At 63.7% G+C, this 17,808-nt stretch carries 22 protein-coding genes and 1 pseudogene; 14 read left to right on the top strand and 9 right to left on the bottom strand.

What is annotated here, in order from left to right; genetic code table 11:
* On the bottom strand, window positions 1–728 hold a 728-nt coding region (locus tag H9532_RS11225), incomplete at its 3' end, for a S8 family serine peptidase (RefSeq protein WP_296368473.1).
* Window positions 700–1,875, bottom strand: a complete 1,176-nt coding sequence (locus H9532_RS11220) for a hypothetical protein (RefSeq protein WP_296368472.1) — start codon at window positions 1,873–1,875, stop codon at window positions 700–702. The genes H9532_RS11220 and H9532_RS11225, both read right to left, overlap by 29 nt.
* A 224-nt stretch (window positions 1,876–2,099) precedes the next feature.
* Between H9532_RS11220 and H9532_RS11215 the strand changes: the two genes are divergently transcribed.
* From H9532_RS11215 to H9532_RS11200, 4 genes and pseudogenes are all read left to right on the top strand, one after another.
* Complete coding sequence (locus H9532_RS11215) at window positions 2,100–2,282, top strand: hypothetical protein (RefSeq protein WP_296368469.1); 183 nt, start codon at window positions 2,100–2,102, stop codon at window positions 2,280–2,282.
* A 165-nt stretch (window positions 2,283–2,447) separates the two neighbouring features.
* Entirely contained in the window at window positions 2,448–2,909 is a 462-nt protein-coding gene (locus H9532_RS11210) for a helix-turn-helix domain-containing protein (protein WP_296368468.1), read from the top strand.
* 47 nt (window positions 2,910–2,956) lie between these two features.
* Window positions 2,957–3,181, top strand: a pseudogene (locus tag H9532_RS11205) (helix-turn-helix domain-containing protein); the annotation flags it as partial.
* Window positions 3,182–3,301: 120 nt separating this feature from the next.
* Window positions 3,302–3,805 carry a DDE-type integrase/transposase/recombinase gene (locus H9532_RS11200; RefSeq protein ID WP_296368479.1) on the top strand — a complete coding sequence of 168 codons (504 nt, stop codon included), beginning with the start codon at window positions 3,302–3,304 and terminating at the stop codon, window positions 3,803–3,805.
* 138 nt (window positions 3,806–3,943) lie between these two features.
* Here H9532_RS11200 and H9532_RS11195 read toward each other — a convergent pair whose 3' ends face one another.
* Window positions 3,944–5,080 (bottom strand): IS5 family transposase, encoded by a 1,137-nt coding sequence (locus tag H9532_RS11195; RefSeq protein WP_296368466.1) that lies wholly within the window; start codon window positions 5,078–5,080, stop codon window positions 3,944–3,946.
* 262 nt (window positions 5,081–5,342) lie between these two features.
* Between H9532_RS11195 and H9532_RS11190 the strand changes: the two genes are divergently transcribed.
* On the top strand, window positions 5,343–6,344 hold the full coding sequence (locus H9532_RS11190) for a cysteine synthase A (RefSeq protein WP_296368464.1): 1,002 nt from the start codon (window positions 5,343–5,345) through the stop codon (window positions 6,342–6,344).
* Window positions 6,345–6,356: 12 nt separating this feature from the next.
* Entirely contained in the window at window positions 6,357–8,333 is a 1,977-nt protein-coding gene (locus tag H9532_RS11185) for a phosphotransferase (RefSeq protein ID WP_296368462.1), read from the top strand.
* Between the two features lie 204 nt (window positions 8,334–8,537).
* On the opposite strand, the gene smpB is transcribed toward H9532_RS11185, so the two are convergent.
* On the bottom strand, window positions 8,538–9,035 hold the full coding sequence (gene smpB, locus H9532_RS11180; RefSeq protein WP_296368460.1) for an SsrA-binding protein SmpB: 498 nt from the start codon (window positions 9,033–9,035) through the stop codon (window positions 8,538–8,540).
* Between the two features lie 69 nt (window positions 9,036–9,104).
* Between smpB and ruvB the strand changes: the two genes are divergently transcribed.
* From ruvB to H9532_RS11155, 5 genes are all read left to right on the top strand, one after another.
* Window positions 9,105–10,193 carry a Holliday junction branch migration DNA helicase RuvB gene (ruvB, locus tag H9532_RS11175; RefSeq protein ID WP_296368458.1) on the top strand — a complete coding sequence of 363 codons (1,089 nt, stop codon included), beginning with the start codon at window positions 9,105–9,107 and terminating at the stop codon, window positions 10,191–10,193.
* 4 nt (window positions 10,194–10,197) lie between these two features.
* On the top strand, window positions 10,198–10,968 hold the full coding sequence (locus tag H9532_RS11170; RefSeq protein WP_296368456.1) for a tetratricopeptide repeat protein: 771 nt from the start codon (window positions 10,198–10,200) through the stop codon (window positions 10,966–10,968).
* Window positions 10,965–12,140, top strand: coding sequence for an amidohydrolase (locus H9532_RS11165; RefSeq protein ID WP_296368454.1), 1,176 nt, complete (start codon window positions 10,965–10,967; stop codon window positions 12,138–12,140). The genes H9532_RS11170 and H9532_RS11165 overlap by 4 nt, the downstream gene beginning before the upstream one ends.
* The gene (locus H9532_RS11160) at window positions 12,140–12,358 is read left to right on the top strand and encodes a DUF3188 domain-containing protein (protein ID WP_296368453.1); all 219 of its coding nucleotides are present in this window, start codon (window positions 12,140–12,142) and stop codon (window positions 12,356–12,358) included. The genes H9532_RS11165 and H9532_RS11160 overlap by 1 nt, the downstream gene beginning before the upstream one ends.
* Window positions 12,359–12,436: 78 nt before the next feature.
* Complete coding sequence (locus H9532_RS11155; RefSeq protein ID WP_296368477.1) at window positions 12,437–12,991, top strand: HAD family hydrolase; 555 nt, start codon at window positions 12,437–12,439, stop codon at window positions 12,989–12,991.
* A gap of 11 nt (window positions 12,992–13,002) precedes the next feature.
* Here H9532_RS11155 and kdsB read toward each other — a convergent pair whose 3' ends face one another.
* The 3 genes from kdsB to H9532_RS11140 are packed head-to-tail and all read right to left on the bottom strand — an operon-like array spanning window position 13,003 to window position 14,921.
* Entirely contained in the window at window positions 13,003–13,770 is a 768-nt protein-coding gene (gene kdsB / locus H9532_RS11150) for a 3-deoxy-manno-octulosonate cytidylyltransferase (protein WP_296368450.1), read from the bottom strand.
* Window positions 13,770–14,468 (bottom strand): glycosyltransferase, encoded by a 699-nt coding sequence (locus H9532_RS11145; RefSeq protein WP_296368448.1) that lies wholly within the window; start codon window positions 14,466–14,468, stop codon window positions 13,770–13,772. Before H9532_RS11145 ends, kdsB begins: the two co-directional genes overlap by 1 nt.
* Window positions 14,469–14,477: 9 nt before the next feature.
* On the bottom strand, window positions 14,478–14,921 hold the full coding sequence (locus H9532_RS11140) for a diadenosine tetraphosphate hydrolase (RefSeq protein WP_366664566.1): 444 nt from the start codon (window positions 14,919–14,921) through the stop codon (window positions 14,478–14,480).
* 77 nt (window positions 14,922–14,998) lie between these two features.
* On the opposite strand from H9532_RS11140, the gene kdsA reads away from it, so the two are divergent.
* From kdsA to H9532_RS11125, 3 genes are all read left to right on the top strand, one after another.
* Window positions 14,999–15,841, top strand: coding sequence for a 3-deoxy-8-phosphooctulonate synthase (gene kdsA / locus H9532_RS11135; RefSeq protein ID WP_296368446.1), 843 nt, complete (start codon window positions 14,999–15,001; stop codon window positions 15,839–15,841).
* 319 nt (window positions 15,842–16,160) lie between these two features.
* Complete coding sequence (locus H9532_RS11130; RefSeq protein WP_296368444.1) at window positions 16,161–16,760, top strand: HEAT repeat domain-containing protein; 600 nt, start codon at window positions 16,161–16,163, stop codon at window positions 16,758–16,760.
* 238 nt (window positions 16,761–16,998) lie between these two features.
* A complete protein-coding gene (locus H9532_RS11125) occupies window positions 16,999–17,160 on the top strand; it encodes a hypothetical protein (protein ID WP_296368442.1) in 162 nt (53 codons plus the stop codon).
* A gap of 26 nt (window positions 17,161–17,186) precedes the next feature.
* On the opposite strand, the gene H9532_RS11120 is transcribed toward H9532_RS11125, so the two are convergent.
* Both H9532_RS11120 and H9532_RS11115 read right to left on the bottom strand, forming a co-directional pair.
* The gene (locus H9532_RS11120) at window positions 17,187–17,342 is read right to left on the bottom strand and encodes a hypothetical protein (RefSeq protein ID WP_296368440.1); all 156 of its coding nucleotides are present in this window, start codon (window positions 17,340–17,342) and stop codon (window positions 17,187–17,189) included.
* On the bottom strand, window positions 17,339–17,731 hold the full coding sequence (locus H9532_RS11115) for a class I SAM-dependent methyltransferase (protein ID WP_296368438.1): 393 nt from the start codon (window positions 17,729–17,731) through the stop codon (window positions 17,339–17,341). Before H9532_RS11115 ends, H9532_RS11120 begins: the two co-directional genes overlap by 4 nt.
* Between the last annotated feature and the right edge of the window lie 77 nt (window positions 17,732–17,808).

The raw sequence follows: 17,808 nt of genomic DNA, 5'->3' as shown, positions 1-17,808 counted from the left end.
CGACTGAGACCCGTTCTGTCGCAGCGGGTCTCGCACTTGTGTCGGTCAGCCAGGCCATGCCCGCTTGACTCTGGGTCACTATCCATCGGATCAGGATCGTGATTGGCAAAGTCGTATCCGTGAACATCATCGATATATCCATTGTTATCATCATCAATCCTGTTGCCTGCTACCTCGCCAGGATTTGTCCACATGTTTGCTTGCAGATCGGGATGTGCCCAGTCAATGCCTGTGTCAAAAACGGCGACGATGGTCTCTTTGGGTTCACCTGGTAGCGCTTCTACAAACTGCCAGGCCTCGGCTGCATCAATATCGGCATCGTATAATGTGGGACTAGAAAATGACCCTTCAAATAGTCCATTATTAATCAATGACCATTGAATGTTTTGATCCTCGTAGCCCCAGCCACCCTTAACGATCAACAGAGGATCATTGGGCAGCGCCGACGAGAAATCGTCAAGGGAGAAGTGCTGATCCGGCACAACGCTTCGAACCAGGGGGCTGTTTTTTAACTGCTCAACACATCGAAGCCAATTTTCTGGTCGGCTTCTATCGGCCTTGATGGTCCAGCGTTGCATTCCAAGCTGCTCAAAGTCCTGGACTGCTAGCACGTCAAGCGTCTGTGCCAACTGCCGTAAATCCCCTGGGTCAGCATTCCGGCGAAGCACGACTACTAGATCATTCGTCATCGTGAGGTCCTCAGAGAAATAGGTCTTGGATTGCAGCATTAGGCTCTATAAAGTCGATCGCGACCATGTGAGCCTTTGAGTTATTCTGTCCAAGTTTTGCCTGCTGGCCAAAAATGGTGTGATATCCAAGATCTTCTAGTGCAGCAATCGAAGTCCATGAAAGCCAGGGCTGCACGAACAAAGTCTTATGTCCTGGAGTTATTGCCGTCATCAACTCGCCACTCAAGCGCCTGGGCCTGAGAGCTTGACCACTCACGATATCTTTGCTCAGAAAGGGTTGATCGGCGGGCAGTGAGCGCTCCTCGGCAAAGAAGGGCTGTTTCTGCTGGAAAAAACCAAACGCCCAATGACTTGATGTGGCATCTGAATTGTCTATATAGAGCCCCCCTGTTAATCCCTCTTGTTTGTCAATAGCATGACGCTTTTCGTCAGACAGTGTATTCACAGCCCATTCCAGGGCTTGACGGGCATTGGAGCCGCCAAAGGAGTAATCATAGCCAATGAGCATCTTTTGCTTTAAAATCGATCCGTCGAATCCCAGGGCGTGAAACATCTCGTGCAAGATCACGTCATCTAGCAACTCATGGTCAAGTAATTCCTCCTTATAGTTCGAATTCACTGTAATCACCGACTGAAGAGGTAGCGCTCCATGCACGGTATTGGCTGGAGTGGCTCGGGCGTATCTAGCTGTCAATACTTTGCATTGTGCTAGCGCAGCGCTATCTAGGGGGGCTGCTTTAACCTTCACTTCTAAATCATCAATGACCCGCTTGCCTATGTTGATATCCGGCACGTCTTTGATGACGATTCTCTCCATTAAATCTGCCATGGCATGAACCTCAGCCCTCTCCAGGTTGCTGAAGGCTTGGGCTTGGATTCTTAGTTCAATATCGAAGTCCTTGTCTGGCCGGTCAGTGCCCTTGTTCAACCACCTCCTTGCTTTCACCCAGGCTGCTTGGCCGTATTTGACTTGATATCCAAGGCCTTGAAGCAACTGGCGGACTGGCTGGTAAAGGTCTCGCCATACCGTGCTGCTCGTGGCTCTCTGGTCATTTGCTTTTCTAATGATTCGCTGGTAGTTACGAATCGCCGCTTTCAAAGCTGGTGTTTGACCGCTCTCGATACTGGTCAATGCATCGATGATGTCGCTGGCTGTGTTCAGTGGACCTAGGGCTGACTTGGGCATCGGCTGAGGAGATGGAGTGGTGTATTTCCGTTTGCGATCTATTTGATCACCAGCTTCTGTATCTACTTAAAACTACCCAGGACCTTGCCGGCAAGTCGTCCGAGCTCCTTTGTGACTGCGATGAGGTAATTCTTAATGGCTAGCCCTGGATGTTTTGCCGGACTTCGGTTGCGCCTCAGAAAGCTTTTGCGACGCAGTCTGCGCCGTTCAACTACAACCTGCTGTTGAGCTGGTTTGTTGCCCTCAACCCCGACGATCCCGTCTGGTATCTCCACATGTTTATCAACAACGGCGCCCGACCGTTCAACAAGGCACTGCTTGCCAGGTCTCTTGGGTTGCCCTGGGCAGCACCTAAGAGTTTGCAGAAAAACCGCCTCACGAGGCCGTTTTTCCTTCCGGAGAACTGATCACACTCCGTTCGGGCTCGGTTTCAGGGTTTCAGGGGCTCAAAGCCCCCTCTGCCAGGAAAGATGACGCCTCTCCAATCCGATCACTTTTTCAACCAGGGGGTTTGATGGAGCGATTCGATGCGTCGTTACAGCGAGGCCGTCAAAGCTGATGTGAGAAGGCGGATGAGTCCCCCGTACCGGCAGAGCGTGGCCCAGATCTCAGCAGAGCTGGGCATTCACGTGGTCACCCTCTACAACTGGAGGAAGGCCTGGCGGTTGCAGGGAGAGGTGGTGCCGGCATCCGAGAAGGATCCTGAGGGCTGGGGAGCCACCGACAAGTTCACGGTGGTGCTCGAGACCGCTGGGTTGAACGCCACCGAACTCAGTGCCTATTGCCGAGAGCGGGGTTTGTACCCGGAGCAGGTGGAGCGGTGGCGGCAAGCATCCCAGGATGCCAACGAGAAGCCAGTGCTCACCTTGAAAGAGCAGAAGGAGCTTGAACGCCTCCGCGCACAGGATCAGAAGGAGATCAAGCGGCTCAAGCAGGAGCTCCGCCGCAAGGAGAAAGCCCTGGCGGAGGCGGCTGCACTGCTGATTGCCTCAAAAAAGATTCAGGCCTTCTGGGGAGAGGACGGGGACGATTGACGTCACCCGACGATCGCCGGAAGGCCCTGGACATCCTTGATGAGGGCATGGCAAATGGTGCCCGAGCCCGTGAGCTTGCGCTGCTTCTGGGCGTGGGCTTGTCGACGCTGCAGCGCTGGCGCCGTCAGTTCTCTGGTGACGGTGATGGCGTCGACCGGCGTAAGGGCAGCCGCCGGCACGTGGCTCACCGCCTCAGTGAGGAGGAACGCCAGCGGATCCTGCTGACCTGCAACGAGCCTGAATTTGCAGCGCTGCCGCCAGGGCAAATCGTGCCTGTTCTGGCTGATCGCGGGCTTTATATCGGTTCGGAACGTAGCTTTTACCGGGTGTTGCACGCCCACGGTCAGGTTCACCGGCGGGGTCGTGCACGACCACCACAGGAACCAAGACCGGTGCCACGGCTCAAGGCTGCTGGTCCAAACGAGGTGTGGAGCTGGGACATCACCTACCTACCCACCACCGTGCGAGGTGTGTGGCTGTACCTCTATCTGGTGATCGACGTTTGGAGCCGCAAGGTTGTGGCGTGGGATGTCGCTGAGCGAGAAGAGCCAGCCATTGCAGCGGATCTGGTGGGTAGGGCGTGCTTGAGAGAGCGAATCAGCAAGGGCCGTAAGCAACCTTTGGTTCTGCACGCCGACAACGGCAATGCCATGCGTGCCGCCACGCTGGAAACCCGGCTGGAGGAACTGGGCGTGCTCAGGTCTTTCTCGAGACCAAGAGTGTCCAACGACAACCCCTACTCCGAATCCCTGTTCAGGACAGCGCTGTCGTCTACGAGCAGGCACGCCAGCGAAACCCACGCCGGTGGTCACGATCCCCACGCTGCTGGCGTCAGCCAGAAGTGGTTTGGATCAATCCACCGCCAGCGGAAGACGAATTCAAACCAGCTACGTTGACGATGGCTGCTTGAACAGCAGCAGGAGCATCATCTTTCCTGGCAGTCACCGAAGCGGCCGATTTCAGGCCTGTTGCGCTATTGAGGCTGCCTGATCGCTGCCGCCTGGTCACACTTCGGGGCAACGACCTGTTCATGGTCATGCCGCTGCCATCACTGGCTTGAGCAGGTTGCCCAGCCGGATCAGGTTGGAGGCGATCACATGCAGGCCAAACACCGCGCTGACGTTCTCAGTACCGCGCACTTTGAACTGGCGCAGCCCGCTCCACTGCTTGATCCAACCAAACACCTCCTCGATGCCGCGGCGGGCGTTGATCGACTTGGCGTAGCCCTCGTGGCGGGTGGTGCGGCTGTCGATTGCTGATCCACCAGGGCGAGCTGTGTTTTGCGCCACATGCGGAGTCACGCCAAGCTGCCGCATTTGGGCGACAAAGCCCCGGGTGTCGTAGTTCTTGTCGGCACCAAGGGTTTTCTGGTGGGCACCAGGGATGGCAGCAGCCATGGTCTTGGCGGCATCCCGCTCCCCAGTGCCCACTGCCTGCGTCACCCTGCAGTCCGCGATCAGGGCATGGCGGTTGTCCATCAGCACATGCCCCCGATAGCTGGGAAGTGCCGGGTGGGCATTGGATTTCCGGCACAGAAGCGCGTCGGGATCGGTGCTGGAGCGATGGGTCTGGTTGCTGAGCTTGATGCCGCGGAAGTCGCCTTTGGCACGCTTCTTTCCGCCTGTGGGAGAACCAAAGCCCTCACCGGGGCCTGACGGTGGTGCCGGTGGATCGTCCTCCCCATCGATCCGCTCCAGAGATGCATGGGACGCCCAGGCCTGCAGCAGCGTGCCATCGACGGAGAAGTGCTCATCGCTGAGCAGCGGTTTCACCTCGGGAGCCGCCATCAGCTTCTCCAGGAACGTCCCCATCACCTGCTCATTGAGCAGCCGCTCCCTGTTCTTGGTGAACGTGGTGGGATGCCAGATCGGATCATCCGGGCTCAGCCCCACAAACCAACGAAACAGCAGGTTGTAGTTGAGCTGCTCCAACAGCAGACGCTCCGAGCGGATGCCGTAAAACGCCTGCAGCAACGAGGCCAGCAGCAGTTGTTCCGGAGGAACCGAGGGCCGACCTTCTGCGGCATACAGCGCACAGAAGGTGGGATTGAGTCGATCGAGGGCCTGATCCGCCAGTTTCCGGATCCGCCGCAGCGGGTGGCTGGCCGGGATGCGCTCCTCGATCGAGACGTAGGAGAACAGGGAACCGCTGCGCTCCCGGTGACCTCGCATCTCAGGTGAGCAGTTGCTCCATTTTCGCAGAGGTGGACGGGTTTTTCAGCAAACTCCTAAAAGTCAAGGTGCTGCTGAGTGCAAGACACTGAACCCTTGATTGGCCTCTCAGTGGCCGATTCAGGATCTCTTGCTTGCTACGGCGTCGGGCCGGCCACCCCTGCCTGTTTTGAGCCAGCTCTCCGCGTTGCCAGGCAATCTCGTAGCTCTGGCAGCAAGCCCCCTACGATCGCGCCACTGCAGAACGCGTGGTAGCGAGCGCATGGCGGCCAAGGCTCCGGGAATCACCTCCGGCTTCGTGGGGGCTGTCGGCAACACGCCGCTGATCCGGCTGAATGCCCTCAGTGAGGCCACCGGCTGCGAGATCCTCGGCAAGGCCGAATTCATGAATCCCGGCGGCTCGGTGAAGGACCGCGCCGCCCTCGGGATCCTCCAGGAAGCGGAAGAACAAGGCCTGCTCAAGCCCGGCGGCACGGTGGTGGAGGGCACGGCGGGCAACACCGGTATTGGCCTCACGCACCTGTGCAACGCCCGGGGCTACAAGGCGCTGATTGTGATCCCGGAAACCCAGTCGGCCGAGAAGATCGGCCTGCTGCGCAGTCTTGGCGCGGAGGTGCGCACGGTGCCCGCCGTTCCCTACCGCGATCCCAACAACTACGTTCGCCTCTCCGGCCGCATCGCGGAGGAAACCCCCGGTGCGGTGTGGGCCAATCAGTTCGACAACCTGGCTAACCGCCGCGCCCACTTCAACACCACCGGCCCGGAGATCTGGGAGCAGACCGGTGGCCAGGTGGATGCCTGGGTGGCCGCCACCGGCACCGGGGGCACCTACGCCGGTGTGGCGCTCTACCTGAAAGAGCAGAACCCCAAGGTGCGTTGCGTGTTGGCTGATCCCTATGGCAGCGCGCTGTACAGCTGGGCGATCAGCGGTCAGTTGGCCAGCGATGGGAGCTCGATCACCGAGGGCATCGGCAACAGCCGCGTTACGGCCAATCTCGAGGGTGCGCCCATCGACGATGCCGTGCGCATCCACGATCAGGCTGCGCTTACCACCATCTACCACCTGCTTTGGCAGGAAGGGTTGTTCCTGGGCGGCTCGGTGGGCATCAACGTGGCCGCAGCGGTGAAGACGGCTCGGCGCTTGGGTCCCGGTCACACGATCGTCACCGTGCTGTGCGACAGCGGCGATCGCTACCGGTCACGGCTTTATGACGGTCAGTGGCTGAGCAGCAAGGGGTTGGAGCAACCTGTGCGCGCAGCCTGAGTTGCTCCGGTTTTGGACCTCTCTGCCACGACCGATCACACAAGCGTCCATCCGAACGTTCCGCTGATCGCCGGTCGCTATCGGCTGGACCGACAGCTCTCGGCGACCGAGTGCAGTGAGCTCTGGCGGGCGGCCGATCAGCTGGCGGGCGAAGCCCCCGTGGCGTTACGGCGGATTCCGGCTGAGCAGGAGCAGCTGCAGCACACCTTTCGCAGCCTCTGGCCGCGGCTGCAGGGGGTGTTGCATCCCCAGGTGCCTCGCTTCGGCGAACTGATCGTGCAAGACGGCGCCTTGTGGTTGCCGCGGGAATGGCAGGAGGGGAGCACCTTCGCCGAGTTGCTGCAGGGCCGGCGGGAGCGGCAACTGGTGTTTGGCGCCGGCGAGGTGGTGCTGCTGCTGCGGCAGCTGTTGCCGGCTCTGGCGGTGCTCCACAGCCAGCAGCTTTGCCACGGGGATCTCAGCCCCGCCAACCTGCTGCGCCGCGACCGCGACGGTCTGCCCGTGCTGCTCGACTTCGGCCCGGGCGGGGTGACCCCGGGGTACGCCCCGCCAGAGCGGGGGCGCGGTGAAGCACCGGAGCCCTGGATGGACCTCTACAGCCTGGCGGTGGTGGCGCTGGTGCTGCTCAGTGGCGAGGAACCGGCCCAGCTCCTCGATCCCGCCACGCTGGCCTGGCGCTGGCCCGTGAGCCTGGATGCCTTGCCGGCCCTTCAGAAGGTGTTGGCGCGGCTGCTCAGCACAGGCGCCGAGGAGCGCTTTCTCTCCGCGTCTGCCGCTCTGCAGGCCCTGCAACAGATCCCAATGCCTGACAGCACGGGGCCTGTAGCCCGCGCCGATCGCACTGTGGTGCTCGTGCCGCCTCCGGTCGCCGCTGCAGCCCCAGTGGCGGCGGAACCCGCTCTTCCGGTTGTGACAGCTGCGGCCGCTTCTGCAGCCGCAGCTCCCGTGCCGCGCACGCGCCAGGAGCTCAAGGAGGAGGCCGCTGAGGGGCGGCTGTGGCCGGTGGTGCTCGCCCTAGTGGCATCGGCGGTGTTGGGCACGGGGCTGGGCTGGTTGGTGTTGAGCCGTGGCCGGGTGTTGGGCCCGACGGCCGCGCCGAGCCTGCAATTGCCCAGCAGCCTGCCGCCGGCGGAGGTGAATCAGCGCCAGCAGCTGCTCAATCGCCTGCGGGCCTTGCAGATCGATCGGGGCTGGTTTCTCAAGCTCGTGGATGCCAGCCTGCTGGCCCAATACCCCGAGCGGGGCGGGAGGCTGCCCAGCGACAGCCTGGATGACGCCCCGCTGCGCAAGGTGTGGAATCAGCTGGCGGAAGACTGGCTGAGCCGGGTGGAGCAGCTGCCCCTGGAGCTGCGCACCCGTCTTGGAAGCTTCACCGCCGGTGATTGGCGTCGGCGCCGGTCGGCGCTGGTGAGCCAGGGCTTGAGCGGTGCGGTGGTGGAGCAGCTGGTGTCGGGCAGCGCCCAGAACCTGTTGCCGGGGCGCTCCGGCGGTGAAATTCCGCCGGAGCCCTTCCGCCAGCTCTGGTATGCCGCTGCGGAGCAGGGCTTGGCCCAGGTGCGCATCGAAGCGATTCAGGCCCGGTTGGGGGAAACCACGGTGATCTCGGCGTCGGTGCCGGCAGGGGGAGCGCGCTTGTTTCCGATTCGCTTGCCGGTGGGTAGTGGCCTGGTGCTGGGGGTGAACGGTTCCCCGCTGATGCAGATGAGCCTGTTTGGCGCCGATGGAGCGGTGCTGGAGGCTCGCGGCCCTTTGCGGGTGGTGAATCTCGGCTCGGTGCAGCGCTCGCCGGTGCAGCTGTTGGTGACCAACGAGGGCCTGGCTGCGGCGCTGATCACCCTGTCGCTGCGGGCCGATCCAGCGGCGCTGCGGCCCGTGGCCCCGCCCGAGCCGACGCTTGCACCCTCCCCTCTGCTGCCAGCCCCTGCGAACGCCCCTGTCGCGCCGACCCGACAGGACTCTGCCCAGCCGCAGCCTGCGCCGACTGACTAGCCCCAGTCTTCTCTTCGCGAGGCCGGACCAACCGGTGCCCAGGTGAACGCCTGACGCAAAAACAGAACTCCGTACGGACTGTGCAGATTCTTTGTGTGACGTGTTTCTGGTTCAAAAGGTCGTTCCACGGGGCCATGGCTCGCTTGATGAGCGCTGGCGTCTGGTTACCGCTCGTGTGGCTGGCAGTCGCTGAACGCCCGATCGTCAGAAGCGCGCGATGGCGGCCTTGGCGTCTTTGATGTCTTGTTTGCGGCGCTCTTCCTGGCGCTTGTCGTGCAGCTTGCGGCCCTTGCCCAGGCCGATGGTGGCCTTGATCCAGGAGCCCTTGAGATGCAGGTTGAGGGGGATCAGGGTGAGGCCCTTCTGATCGAGCGCCACGCGCAGCTTGTCGATCTCGCGGCGGTGGGCCAACAGCGGCCGCATGCGCAGCGGGTCGTGGTTGAAGTAGGCCCCGGCGTGGCTGTGGGGGGAGATGTGCACGTTGTGCAGCTGCAGCTGGCCGTTGCGGATCAGGCAGAAGCCATCGCGCAGGTTCACCTGGCCGGCTCGGATCGATTTCACCTCCGTGCCGAGCAGCTCGATGCCGCACTCGAGGGTTTCGAGGATCTCGTATTGATGGCGCGCGAAGCGGTTATCTGCCAGCAGCTTGTTGGCGGCATCCCGCAGGGCCTTGGCACTCTTCTTGCCCCCGCCCTTTGCCATCACTCTTGCCGTTGCTGCACCGACCCTAGGGATCTCCCGTCCCGCCGCCAGCGCCGGTACCCTCGAGCGATGGCGATCGTGTCTTCCGGATCAGGCTCCGCCGCCGCTCGCGGGCCGCGGCAGCCGCAGCGCCTGGTGGATCCTGCGGCCCATGCCAACGAAAAGAGCTCAGAAGCTGCCCCAGAGGCCCCGATCCAGCGGGAAGACTCGCTGCGCCCACGCCGCCTGGCCGATTACATCGGCCAGCGGGAGCTCAAGCAGGTGCTGGGCATTGCGGTGGAAGCCACCCGCGCCCGGGAAGAAGCCCTCGATCATGTGCTGCTCTATGGCCCTCCGGGCCTGGGCAAAACCACCATGGCGCTGGTGTTGGCCGAAGAGCTGGGGGTGCGCTGCCGCATCACCAGTGCGCCGGCCCTGGAGCGCCCGCGCGACATCGTGGGCCTCCTGGTGAACCTGGAGCCGCGGGAGCTGCTGTTCATCGATGAGATCCACCGGCTCAACCGCGTGGCCGAGGAGATCCTCTATCCGGCGATGGAAGACTTCCGCCTCGATCTCACCGTGGGCAAAGGCACCACCGCCCGCACCCGCAGCCTCCCCATTGCTCCCTTCACCCTGGTGGGGGCCACCACGCGGGCGGGTTCGCTTACTTCACCGCTGCGGGATCGTTTTGGCCTGATCCAGCGGTTGGAGTTCTACGGGCTCGATGACCTCCAGGCGATCGTGCTGCGGGCAGCAGGCCTGTTGCAGATCGAGCTCGACGCCAGCGCCGCCCTGGAGGTAGCCCGCCGCTGCCGCGGCACTCCCCGCATTGCCAATCGCCTGCTGCGGCGTGTGCGCGATGTGGCCGCCGTGGGAGGTCATGGCCGCGTGAGCCCCGAATTGGTGCACGAGGCCCTCAGCCTGCATCGGGTGGATGGGCGCGGCCTGGATGCCAGCGACCGGCGCCTGCTGCATTTGCTGCAGCACGGCTATGGCGGGGGGCCCGTGGGGCTCGACACCCTGGCGGCCGGCCTCGGCGAAGATCCCGCCACGCTCGAAGCCGTGGTGGAACCGTTTCTGCTGCAGCAGGGTTTGCTGCAGCGCACGCCGCGAGGTCGTGTGATCACCGAAGCAGGCCTGGCACACCTGCAGGCCCATCCGGAGCCGAGCGCCGCGTGACCCGATGACGGCCCTTTTCTCCGTGCTCTTGAGCCTGCAGCTGCTGGTGGCAACAGCCCTGCCGCAGCTGTTTGATCAGGCCCTCAGCGCCAGCCGCGATGGCGATTTCCGCCGGGCGCTGCCCCTCTGGGATCAGGTGTTGGAGCTCGCCCCGAATGACGCCGCCGCCTGGAGCAACCGCGGCAATGTGCAGCTGGCCCTGGGGGATCCCCAGGCGGCCATCGCCGATCAAACCCACGCGATGGAGCTCGATCCAATCAGTGCGGATCCCCATCTCAACCGCGGAACTGCGGAGGAAGCCCTGCAGCGCTGGGATGCGGCAGAGGCGGATTACCGCTGGATCCTGGAGGCCAATGCAGCGGCGGGGGAGCCGCCGGATGCCTCGGCGCTCTACAACCTCGGCAATGTCCAGGGCTCCCGCGGCCAGTGGATACAGGCTCGCGACAGTTTTGTGGAAGCGGCGGACACGCGCCAGGGCTTTGCCATGGCTCGCTCCAGTGCCGCCCTGGCTGCGTTTCAGCTGGGGGAGCTGGATCAGGCGGAGGCGGAGTTGCGCCGGCTGATCAGGCGTTACCCTCTGTTTGCTGACGCCCGCGCTGGCCTCACGGCGTTGCTCTGGCGGCGGGGGTCCCGGGGCGAGGCGGAAAGCCACTGGGCCTCGGCGTCGGGGCTCGATCCGCGCTACCGGCAGCCAGAATGGCTGCTCGAGATACGGCGCTGGCCCCCTGAGCCGGTGCAGGCTCTCAGCGATTTCCTCGCCCTCGATAACGGATGAATGCAGCGCAGCTCAAGGCGGCCGTGGCCGCGCAGCTGCCGGACCTGGTGGCGATCCGCCGCCATCTGCATGCCCACCCCGAGCTGAGCGGTAACGAGCATCAAACCGCCGCTTTGGTGGCCGGTGAACTGCGCAGCGTTGGCTGGCGGGTTCAGGAGGGTGTGGGGCGTACGGGGGTGCTGGCGGAGTTGGGGCCTGAGCGCGCCCCGATCGTGGCGCTGCGGGTGGATTTGGATGCTCTGCCGGTGGAGGAGCGCAGTGGTGTGCCCTATGCCTCAGTGCATCAAGGTTTGATGCATGCCTGCGGCCACGACATCCACACCACGGTGGGGCTGGGGGTGGCGCGGATCCTGGCGCCCCTGGCGGATCAGCTCAGCGCTCGGGTGCGTTTGCTGTTTCAGCCCGCCGAAGAAACGGCCCAGGGTGCTGCCTGGATGCGTGCCGATGGAGCCATGGAGGGGGTGGAGGCGCTGTTTGGTGTGCACGTGTTCCCCAGCCTGGAGGCGGGCAGCATCGGCGTGCGCAGCGGCAGCCTCACGGCCGCGGCGGGTGAGCTGGAGGTGGAGGTGCTCGGGGAAGGCGGCCATGGGGCGCGCCCCCACCAGAGCACCGATGCGATCTGGATCGCAGCGCGGGTGGTGAGCGGCCTGCAGGAGGCCATCAGCCGCCGCCTCGATGCCCTGCACCCGGTGGTGGTGAGCTTTGGGCGGATTGAAGGTGGCAAGGCCTTCAACGTGATTGCCGATCACGTGCGCCTCCTGGGCACGGTGCGCTGTTTGGATCTGGAGCTGCATGCCCAGCTGCCGGGCTGGATCGAAGACACGGTGAAGGCGATCTGCACCGGCTATGGCGGCGAGGCCCGCGTGCGCTACCGCTGCATCTCGCCGCCGGTGCACAACGATCCCGAGCTCACCCAGCTGGTAGCAGACGCGGCCACGGAGCTGTTAGGACGCCAGCAGGTGCTGTGGTTGGAGCAGCCCTCACTGGGCGCCGAGGATTTCGCGGAACTGCAGCAAGGCAGCCGCGCCACGATGTTCCGCTTGGGGGTGGCGGGGCCCGAGGGCTGCACGCCCCTGCACAGCAGCACCTTCCGGCCCGATGAGGCCTGTCTGGCCGTGGGGGTGGAGGTGCTTAGCGCCAGCCTGCTGCGCTGGATGGAGGCCTGCCGCTGATGCCGTCCCGTTCGCGCCTTAGCCGCGATCTTCTGGCCCTGGCCACGCCGCTGTTGATCGTGTTGGGTCTGGTGGGCCTGGTGCTACGCCAGGGTTCCGATCGACTCCAAGCCGTGCCGGCCTTGGTGATCGGTGTGGCTTTGCTGGTGCAGAGCGCCTGGCGATGGCGGCGGCGGCGCAAGGCGTTGTTGGCCGCTCTGCGGGAGAGCAGCCGTTAGCGATCAAGCCCACACGCCATACAGTCGCCGCACTCGATGGCCTTCCCCGGCGCCTCCATGGCAGCGTTGATTCGCAGGATGCAGCACCGCTATGGCTGGTGGTGCCAGCGGGATTTGCTGCCCAGGATCGATCTGGTGGTGTTGGATGTGGATGGGGTGCTCACCGATGGAGGCCTCTGGCATGGCCCGGAGGGTGAGCTGATCAAGCGCTTCGATGTGCGCGATGGCATGGGGATCAAATTGTTGTTGCAAGCGGGGCTCGAGGTGGTGTTTCTCAGCGGCGGCCGCGGCGGTGCCACCAACGTGCGGGCGCAGCAGTTGGGGGTGCGCCATTGCCTGGTGGGTGTGAAGGACAAACCCCAGGCGTTGCGCGGTTTGTATGACCAGCTGGGCCGCGGCGCTGAAACCACGTTGTTTGTGGGCGACGATCTCAACGATCTGGCAGCGTTGGGCCAGGTGGGCCTGTTGGTGGCCACCGCCGATGCCACCCCGCCCCTGCGCCGCCAGGCGGATGCCGTGCTGCTGCGCCGCGGCGGTGCTGGGGCGGTGCGGGAGCTGGCGGAACGGTTGCTGCGGGCGCGGGGCCTGTGGCAAGAGCTGTGCTGCCAGGGCTGGCGCGACACCAACGACTAAGGCCTGAGGCCTCAGAGCTGCCTGGCGATCGCGCGGGCCTGCTCCAGCTGTTCCGCCGTGTCGACCGAGAGCGATTCCTCGGCAACCGGGAAGGTGCCGATCTGAATGCCGGCTTCCAACAGGCGCAGCTGCTCCAACTTCTCGATCTGCTCCAGCGGCGATTCGGGCAGGCTGCCCCAGCGGCTCAGCACATCGGCGCGGTAGCCATAGATGCCCACATGGCCCCAATAGGGCGCATGGGCATGCCACTGATCGGGCTCCACGCCGCGCACGTGCGGGATGGCAGACCGGGAGAAATACAGCGCGCGCCCATCGGCCGCCAGCAGGGTTTTTACCACGTTGGGGTTGTGGATCTTGCCGGCGTCCATCCGATACACCGGTGTGAGCACCTCCGGGGTGGGCGTGCGGGATCCAAATTCAGCGGCCATGGCATCGATCACGGCCGGATCAATGAACGGCTGATCCCCCTGCACATTGATCACCAGGCTGGTGTGTGCGCTGCCGCCGCCCAGCTCCACCAGCTGATCCACCACCGAAGCAAGCCGTTCACTGCCCGATTCACAGGCGGGGCTGGTGAGCAACGCCTGCACACCCCAGCCCTGGGCCCGTTCGATCAGATCGGCACTGTCGGTGCAGAGCACCACGGCGGAAGGGGCCTGGGCCCGCCTGCAGCCCTCGAGCACCCACTGGAGCATCGGCTTGCCGCTGATGTCGGCGAGCACCTTGCCGGGCAGCCGGGAGGATTCCAGCCGAGCCGGCACCGCAACGATGGTGTGCATCAATCCCAGAGACGAAACGCGTTGTCGCGGGCGGCAAACCACTCCGCAGCCAGCCCTTCACCCATGGTGCGTTGCTCGCTGAACCAGGGCCCGCCCAGGGTCCAGTGCAGCAGGGGGGCACCCTTGGCCTTGGCTGGTTCCTGAACGGCCACCAGGTGATTCCAGCCTTCGGGCAGGCCGCTGATTTCATGATCACCCGCAAGCCATTTGAATTGATGCAGCTCGAGACCTGTGGCGGTGTTTACATACTCCGGTGTGAGTGCTGTGCAGCGGCTGCAATTGAGGAGCATCAACGAGCTCCAGTTTTTCTTGTGGTACGCGCTCTGAGTCTCCCCAAGAAACTTCATGGTTTCGCCCGGTGTATGTAGGTGTTGCACGCATTGAACAGCAAAGTTTTCATCGCAAAGTTCCCAGAGTTCGGTAATATTTCTCCTAACGAGCATGTCGCAATCCATAAAGATGGCCCACCCCTGATAACCCATCAGGTGTGGCACCAGGAAGCGGGTGAAGGAGAAGGCCGTGCTCTGGCGCGGATCGCGCTGGCGGTTGTAGAGGCCCTGGGCTTCCAGTTGTGGTGTCACCAAGGGTGTGATCGCCAGGGGTGTACTGCTGTGTTGATACAAGCTGTCGATCAACACATTGGTGGCGGCCCGTTCGCGCGGGTCGTATCCAATGAAGATTGGAATCGGTGATCGCATGGAGCGAGGTTAGAGCCAGGGCTCGGCTGCTTTCAATACATGCCGCGCTTGATTCACACAGGCTTGGATGGCATCGGCAGGGGCAGGCGGGCGAGCGCCACATGCCACCGCTCGATACAGATCAGCCACCTTCCAGGCTTCGCTCTGGGGATCGGAGCCGAAGCGCGGAATCAGATGCAGATGCAGGTGCCGCGCTCCTTCGCCGAAGGCGATGGCATACACGCGATCACAGCCGCTGAGCTGTTGCACCAGCTGGGAGGCCTTCTGCACCGCCAGGCCCCAGGTGCTCGCTTCTGCGGCGGTGAAGTGGAGTGGGCCCCCGAGATGGCGCACCGCATCGAGCAGCAACCAGCCGGTGAGCGGTGCGGGGTCGGGATGGTGGCGCAGGATCAAGAGGGGGGCCGCGCCCGATTTCGTAGCGTTGCCGCGCTGCCGGATCAGCGTGCAGGGCACAGACGCCGCACTCGTTTATCCCCGTGCTTTCGGCCCAACGCGGCAACTGTGGCAGAGCCGAGCACAGCGTTTGGCTGATGCGCCAGGATCAGGCCAGTGCCAGCTCCGCCATGAGCTTCATCCTGATCGCCGGGCCCTGTGTGATCGAAGGCCGCGATCTGGCGTTTGAGGTGGCCGAGCGGGTGAAGGCGATCACCGATCGGCTGGGGATTCGCTACGTCTTCAAAGCCAGTTTCGATAAGGCCAACCGGAGTTCGGGTGGATCTTTCCGCGGGCCGGGGGTGGAGGGCGGCCTGGCGGTGCTGGCGGCGGTGAAAGAGGAGCTGGGCCTGCCGGTGCTCACCGATATCCATGAAAGCCAACAGGCGGCGCCGGTGGCGGAGGTGGTGGATGTGCTGCAGATCCCGGCCTTCCTCTGCCGGCAAACGGATCTGCTGTTGGCGGCGGCGGAAGCCACCCGCGGCACCGATAAAACGATCAACGTGAAGAAAGGTCAGTTTCTGGCGCCCTGGGATATGGCCCAGGTGGTGAACAAGCTGCGGGATGCCGGCGTGGAGAACCTCTGGCTCACGGAGCGCGGCAGCAGCTTTGGCTACAACACGTTGGTGGTGGACTACCGGGGGCTACCGCAGCTGCAGGCCCTGGGCTGCCCGGTGATCTTTGATGCCACCCACTCGGTGCAACAGCCGGGCGGCCGGGGCAGCAGCAGCGGCGGCCAACGGGAATTCGTGGCGCCGCTGGCGCGGGCGGCGATGGCGGTGGGGGTGGATGGCCTGTTTCTGGAGGTGCATCCCGACCCCGACAACGGCCTCAGCGACGGGCCCAACATGGTGCCCTTGCACCGGCTAGAAGCCCTGCTGGAGCAGCTGCTGGCGATTCGTAGCGCCGTGGGCGCTGATCCAGCCCCCAGCCATCTCTGACCCCGAAGGCTAACCAGGGATAGTCTTTTGGTATCAAGCAGCCTTGCTTCCCGTGGATTCCGTTGCGCCTCAAGCCTCGGACGTGCGGATTCGCCGACAAGTCACACCCTTGATCCTGGACCGGTGACTACGGACTGGTCTTGGCTGGATGGGTTGCCGGGGGCTTTCGGTCAAGATGCGCCCGATGCAGCTCTCGCGCTGGTGGAGACTCAGCAGCATCCGGCGCTCGAGGGTGCTTTCGAAGCATGAAGGTGCTGCTCGATACCAACAACGTGCGCGAATTCGAACGTGTGCCCCATCTCAACCTGGAGTGTTGGACATGATCAACGAAGCAGACCTGCGCGCAGCGATTGCCTCAGGGAACCCCGGCCGGGCCAGGCCGGCCCTGGCCAGCCTGGTGGAGGCCACCCCTGAGCAGGCGGAACCGCTGCTCTTGCTCGGCTTGCAGCAGAACGACATGCTGCTGCGCCAGCTGAGCTGCTCAGGGCTGGGGCACAAGCCCACGCCGGCGGGCTGGGAACCGCTGGTGCACACTTTGCAGCACGATCCGGAGGTGGCGGTGAGAGCCGAGGCGGCCAATGCCCTGGTGAGTCATGGCTTGGAGCGCGCTTGGCCCCTGCTGCTCGAGGCGTTTCAGCAGGAGAACGAGTGGTTGCTGCGCTGCAGTGTGCTCTCGGCGGTAGCCGAGCATCCGGAGGCGCAGCCGGAAGCCTTGCTGCAGGTGGCCCAACTGGCGATCGCCGATGCCGATGGCACGGTGCGGGTGGGCGGCGCTGAAATCCTCGGACGGTTGGTGCGCGAAGCGGAGCCCGGCTGCAGTGCAGCTGCGGCGGCGCGGGCGGCACTGCAGAACCTTCAGCAGGACGCTGACCATCGTGTGGTGGCTGCAGCGCTCAACGGCTTGCAGCAGCCAGGCTGAGGTCGGGCCTCAAGGCAGCGGAACGCCCCCCAGCTGAGAAGGGGGGTCTGTCAGGACGGCAAGGAAAAACGCGAATTTGAAAGAGCTGTGCCGACCTTATGGATCTATCGCATTTGCGAGGTCAGTTGACCCTTTTGGAGATGTGCGGCTTAGACCCTGCAGCATGCGCAAGACTGATGAAGTGTGGTGGTGGTTGCGGCTCCCACCTGTGCACCGCAGAGGGACATGCGTGAGTGAGGTGTCAACAGCAGAGGAAGACCAGCGGCCCCAGCAGCCCTTCGATGTGGCTAGAGCTCCCTCGCTGCCTGAGCTGTTGCTGCAGATGCCGCAAGACGACGAGCGATTCGAGCGGTTGGGCATGAACAGGGCGTCTTTCACGCCCAAAGTGCCCAGCCGCTGACCCCACGGACATGAGATGCCTGCGATTTACTGCCTCGTGTAACTCATCAGCTTGAGCGGCACCAACAGTCCGGTGACGGAACGTGTTTCGAGGTTCCAGGCTCTGAACAATTCACGCGGGAAGGGCTCTACGAAGGCGTGTTGCTGCAGGAGCCCAGCGCGGCGCAGCAGATCGAGGTTCATGTGGCCCTTTTATCGCCTTCGCAATCATCGAGGGCAATCAGGGTGTCGTCTTTGAGCAGTTGAGCGAGCAGCTTGAGGTCATCCGCCATCAAGCGACCGTCCAGATGGAGCATGTCGAGCTTGGCCTGTTTGGCTGCGAGCGCCTGAAACATCTGAGTGCTGGAGCCCTGAACCACTTGCGCACCACTGCCCTGAGGCAGGGTCAATCCAGCCAGGGGCTGCTGGGTGCAGGGATGCAAATCACAGGTCACCAGCTGTAGGGCCTGCCCGGTTGTGCCAGCTCCCAGGCCCATCGCAGCAGCGCTGTTGCCGATGTAGGTGCCTACCTCAGCGATCAGCCTGGGTGCCCGCTGATGGGCGGCGAGGAACAGCGTGAGGGCGCTGCCCAAGCCGATGGAGCCAGAGTTGGCGCGCTGCAGCGTGCGATCCAGCAGACGCTGCGCGATCAGCGGCAGCAGAACCGATC

The sequence above is a fragment of the Vulcanococcus sp. Clear-D1 genome, from assembly GCF_014654725.1.
GTDB lineage: Bacteria > Cyanobacteriota > Cyanobacteriia > PCC-6307 > Cyanobiaceae > Vulcanococcus.
This window is presented reverse-complemented; position numbering and strand designations above follow the sequence as displayed.

Bases quoted from the DNA above. Each gene is read 5' to 3' on its own strand.
- smpB (WP_296368460.1), bottom strand. From the start codon at position 9,035: ATGGCAAAGGGCGGGGGCAAGAAGAGTGCCAAGGCCCTGCGGGATGCC.
- ruvB (WP_296368458.1), top strand. From the start codon at position 9,105: ATGGCGATCGTGTCTTCCGGATCAGGCTCCGCCGCCGCTCGCGGGCCG.
- H9532_RS11120 (WP_296368440.1), bottom strand. From the start codon at position 17,342: ATGAACCTCGATCTGCTGCGCCGCGCTGGGCTCCTGCAGCAACACGCC.
- H9532_RS11155 (WP_296368477.1), top strand. From the start codon at position 12,437: ATGCAGCACCGCTATGGCTGGTGGTGCCAGCGGGATTTGCTGCCCAGG.
- H9532_RS11220 (WP_296368472.1), bottom strand. From the start codon at position 1,875: ATGCCCAAGTCAGCCCTAGGTCCACTGAACACAGCCAGCGACATCATC.
- H9532_RS11145 (WP_296368448.1), bottom strand. From the start codon at position 14,468: ATGCGATCACCGATTCCAATCTTCATTGGATACGACCCGCGCGAACGG.
- H9532_RS11160 (WP_296368453.1), top strand. From the start codon at position 12,140: ATGCCGTCCCGTTCGCGCCTTAGCCGCGATCTTCTGGCCCTGGCCACG.
- kdsA (WP_296368446.1), top strand. From the start codon at position 14,999: ATGCGCCAGGATCAGGCCAGTGCCAGCTCCGCCATGAGCTTCATCCTG.
- H9532_RS11165 (WP_296368454.1), top strand. From the start codon at position 10,965: ATGAATGCAGCGCAGCTCAAGGCGGCCGTGGCCGCGCAGCTGCCGGAC.
- H9532_RS11190 (WP_296368464.1), top strand. From the start codon at position 5,343: ATGGCGGCCAAGGCTCCGGGAATCACCTCCGGCTTCGTGGGGGCTGTC.
- kdsB (WP_296368450.1), bottom strand. From the start codon at position 13,770: ATGCACACCATCGTTGCGGTGCCGGCTCGGCTGGAATCCTCCCGGCTG.
- H9532_RS11130 (WP_296368444.1), top strand. From the start codon at position 16,161: ATGATCAACGAAGCAGACCTGCGCGCAGCGATTGCCTCAGGGAACCCC.
- H9532_RS11210 (WP_296368468.1), top strand. From the start codon at position 2,448: ATGAGTCCCCCGTACCGGCAGAGCGTGGCCCAGATCTCAGCAGAGCTG.
- H9532_RS11195 (WP_296368466.1), bottom strand. From the start codon at position 5,080: ATGCGAGGTCACCGGGAGCGCAGCGGTTCCCTGTTCTCCTACGTCTCG.
- H9532_RS11170 (WP_296368456.1), top strand. From the start codon at position 10,198: ATGACGGCCCTTTTCTCCGTGCTCTTGAGCCTGCAGCTGCTGGTGGCA.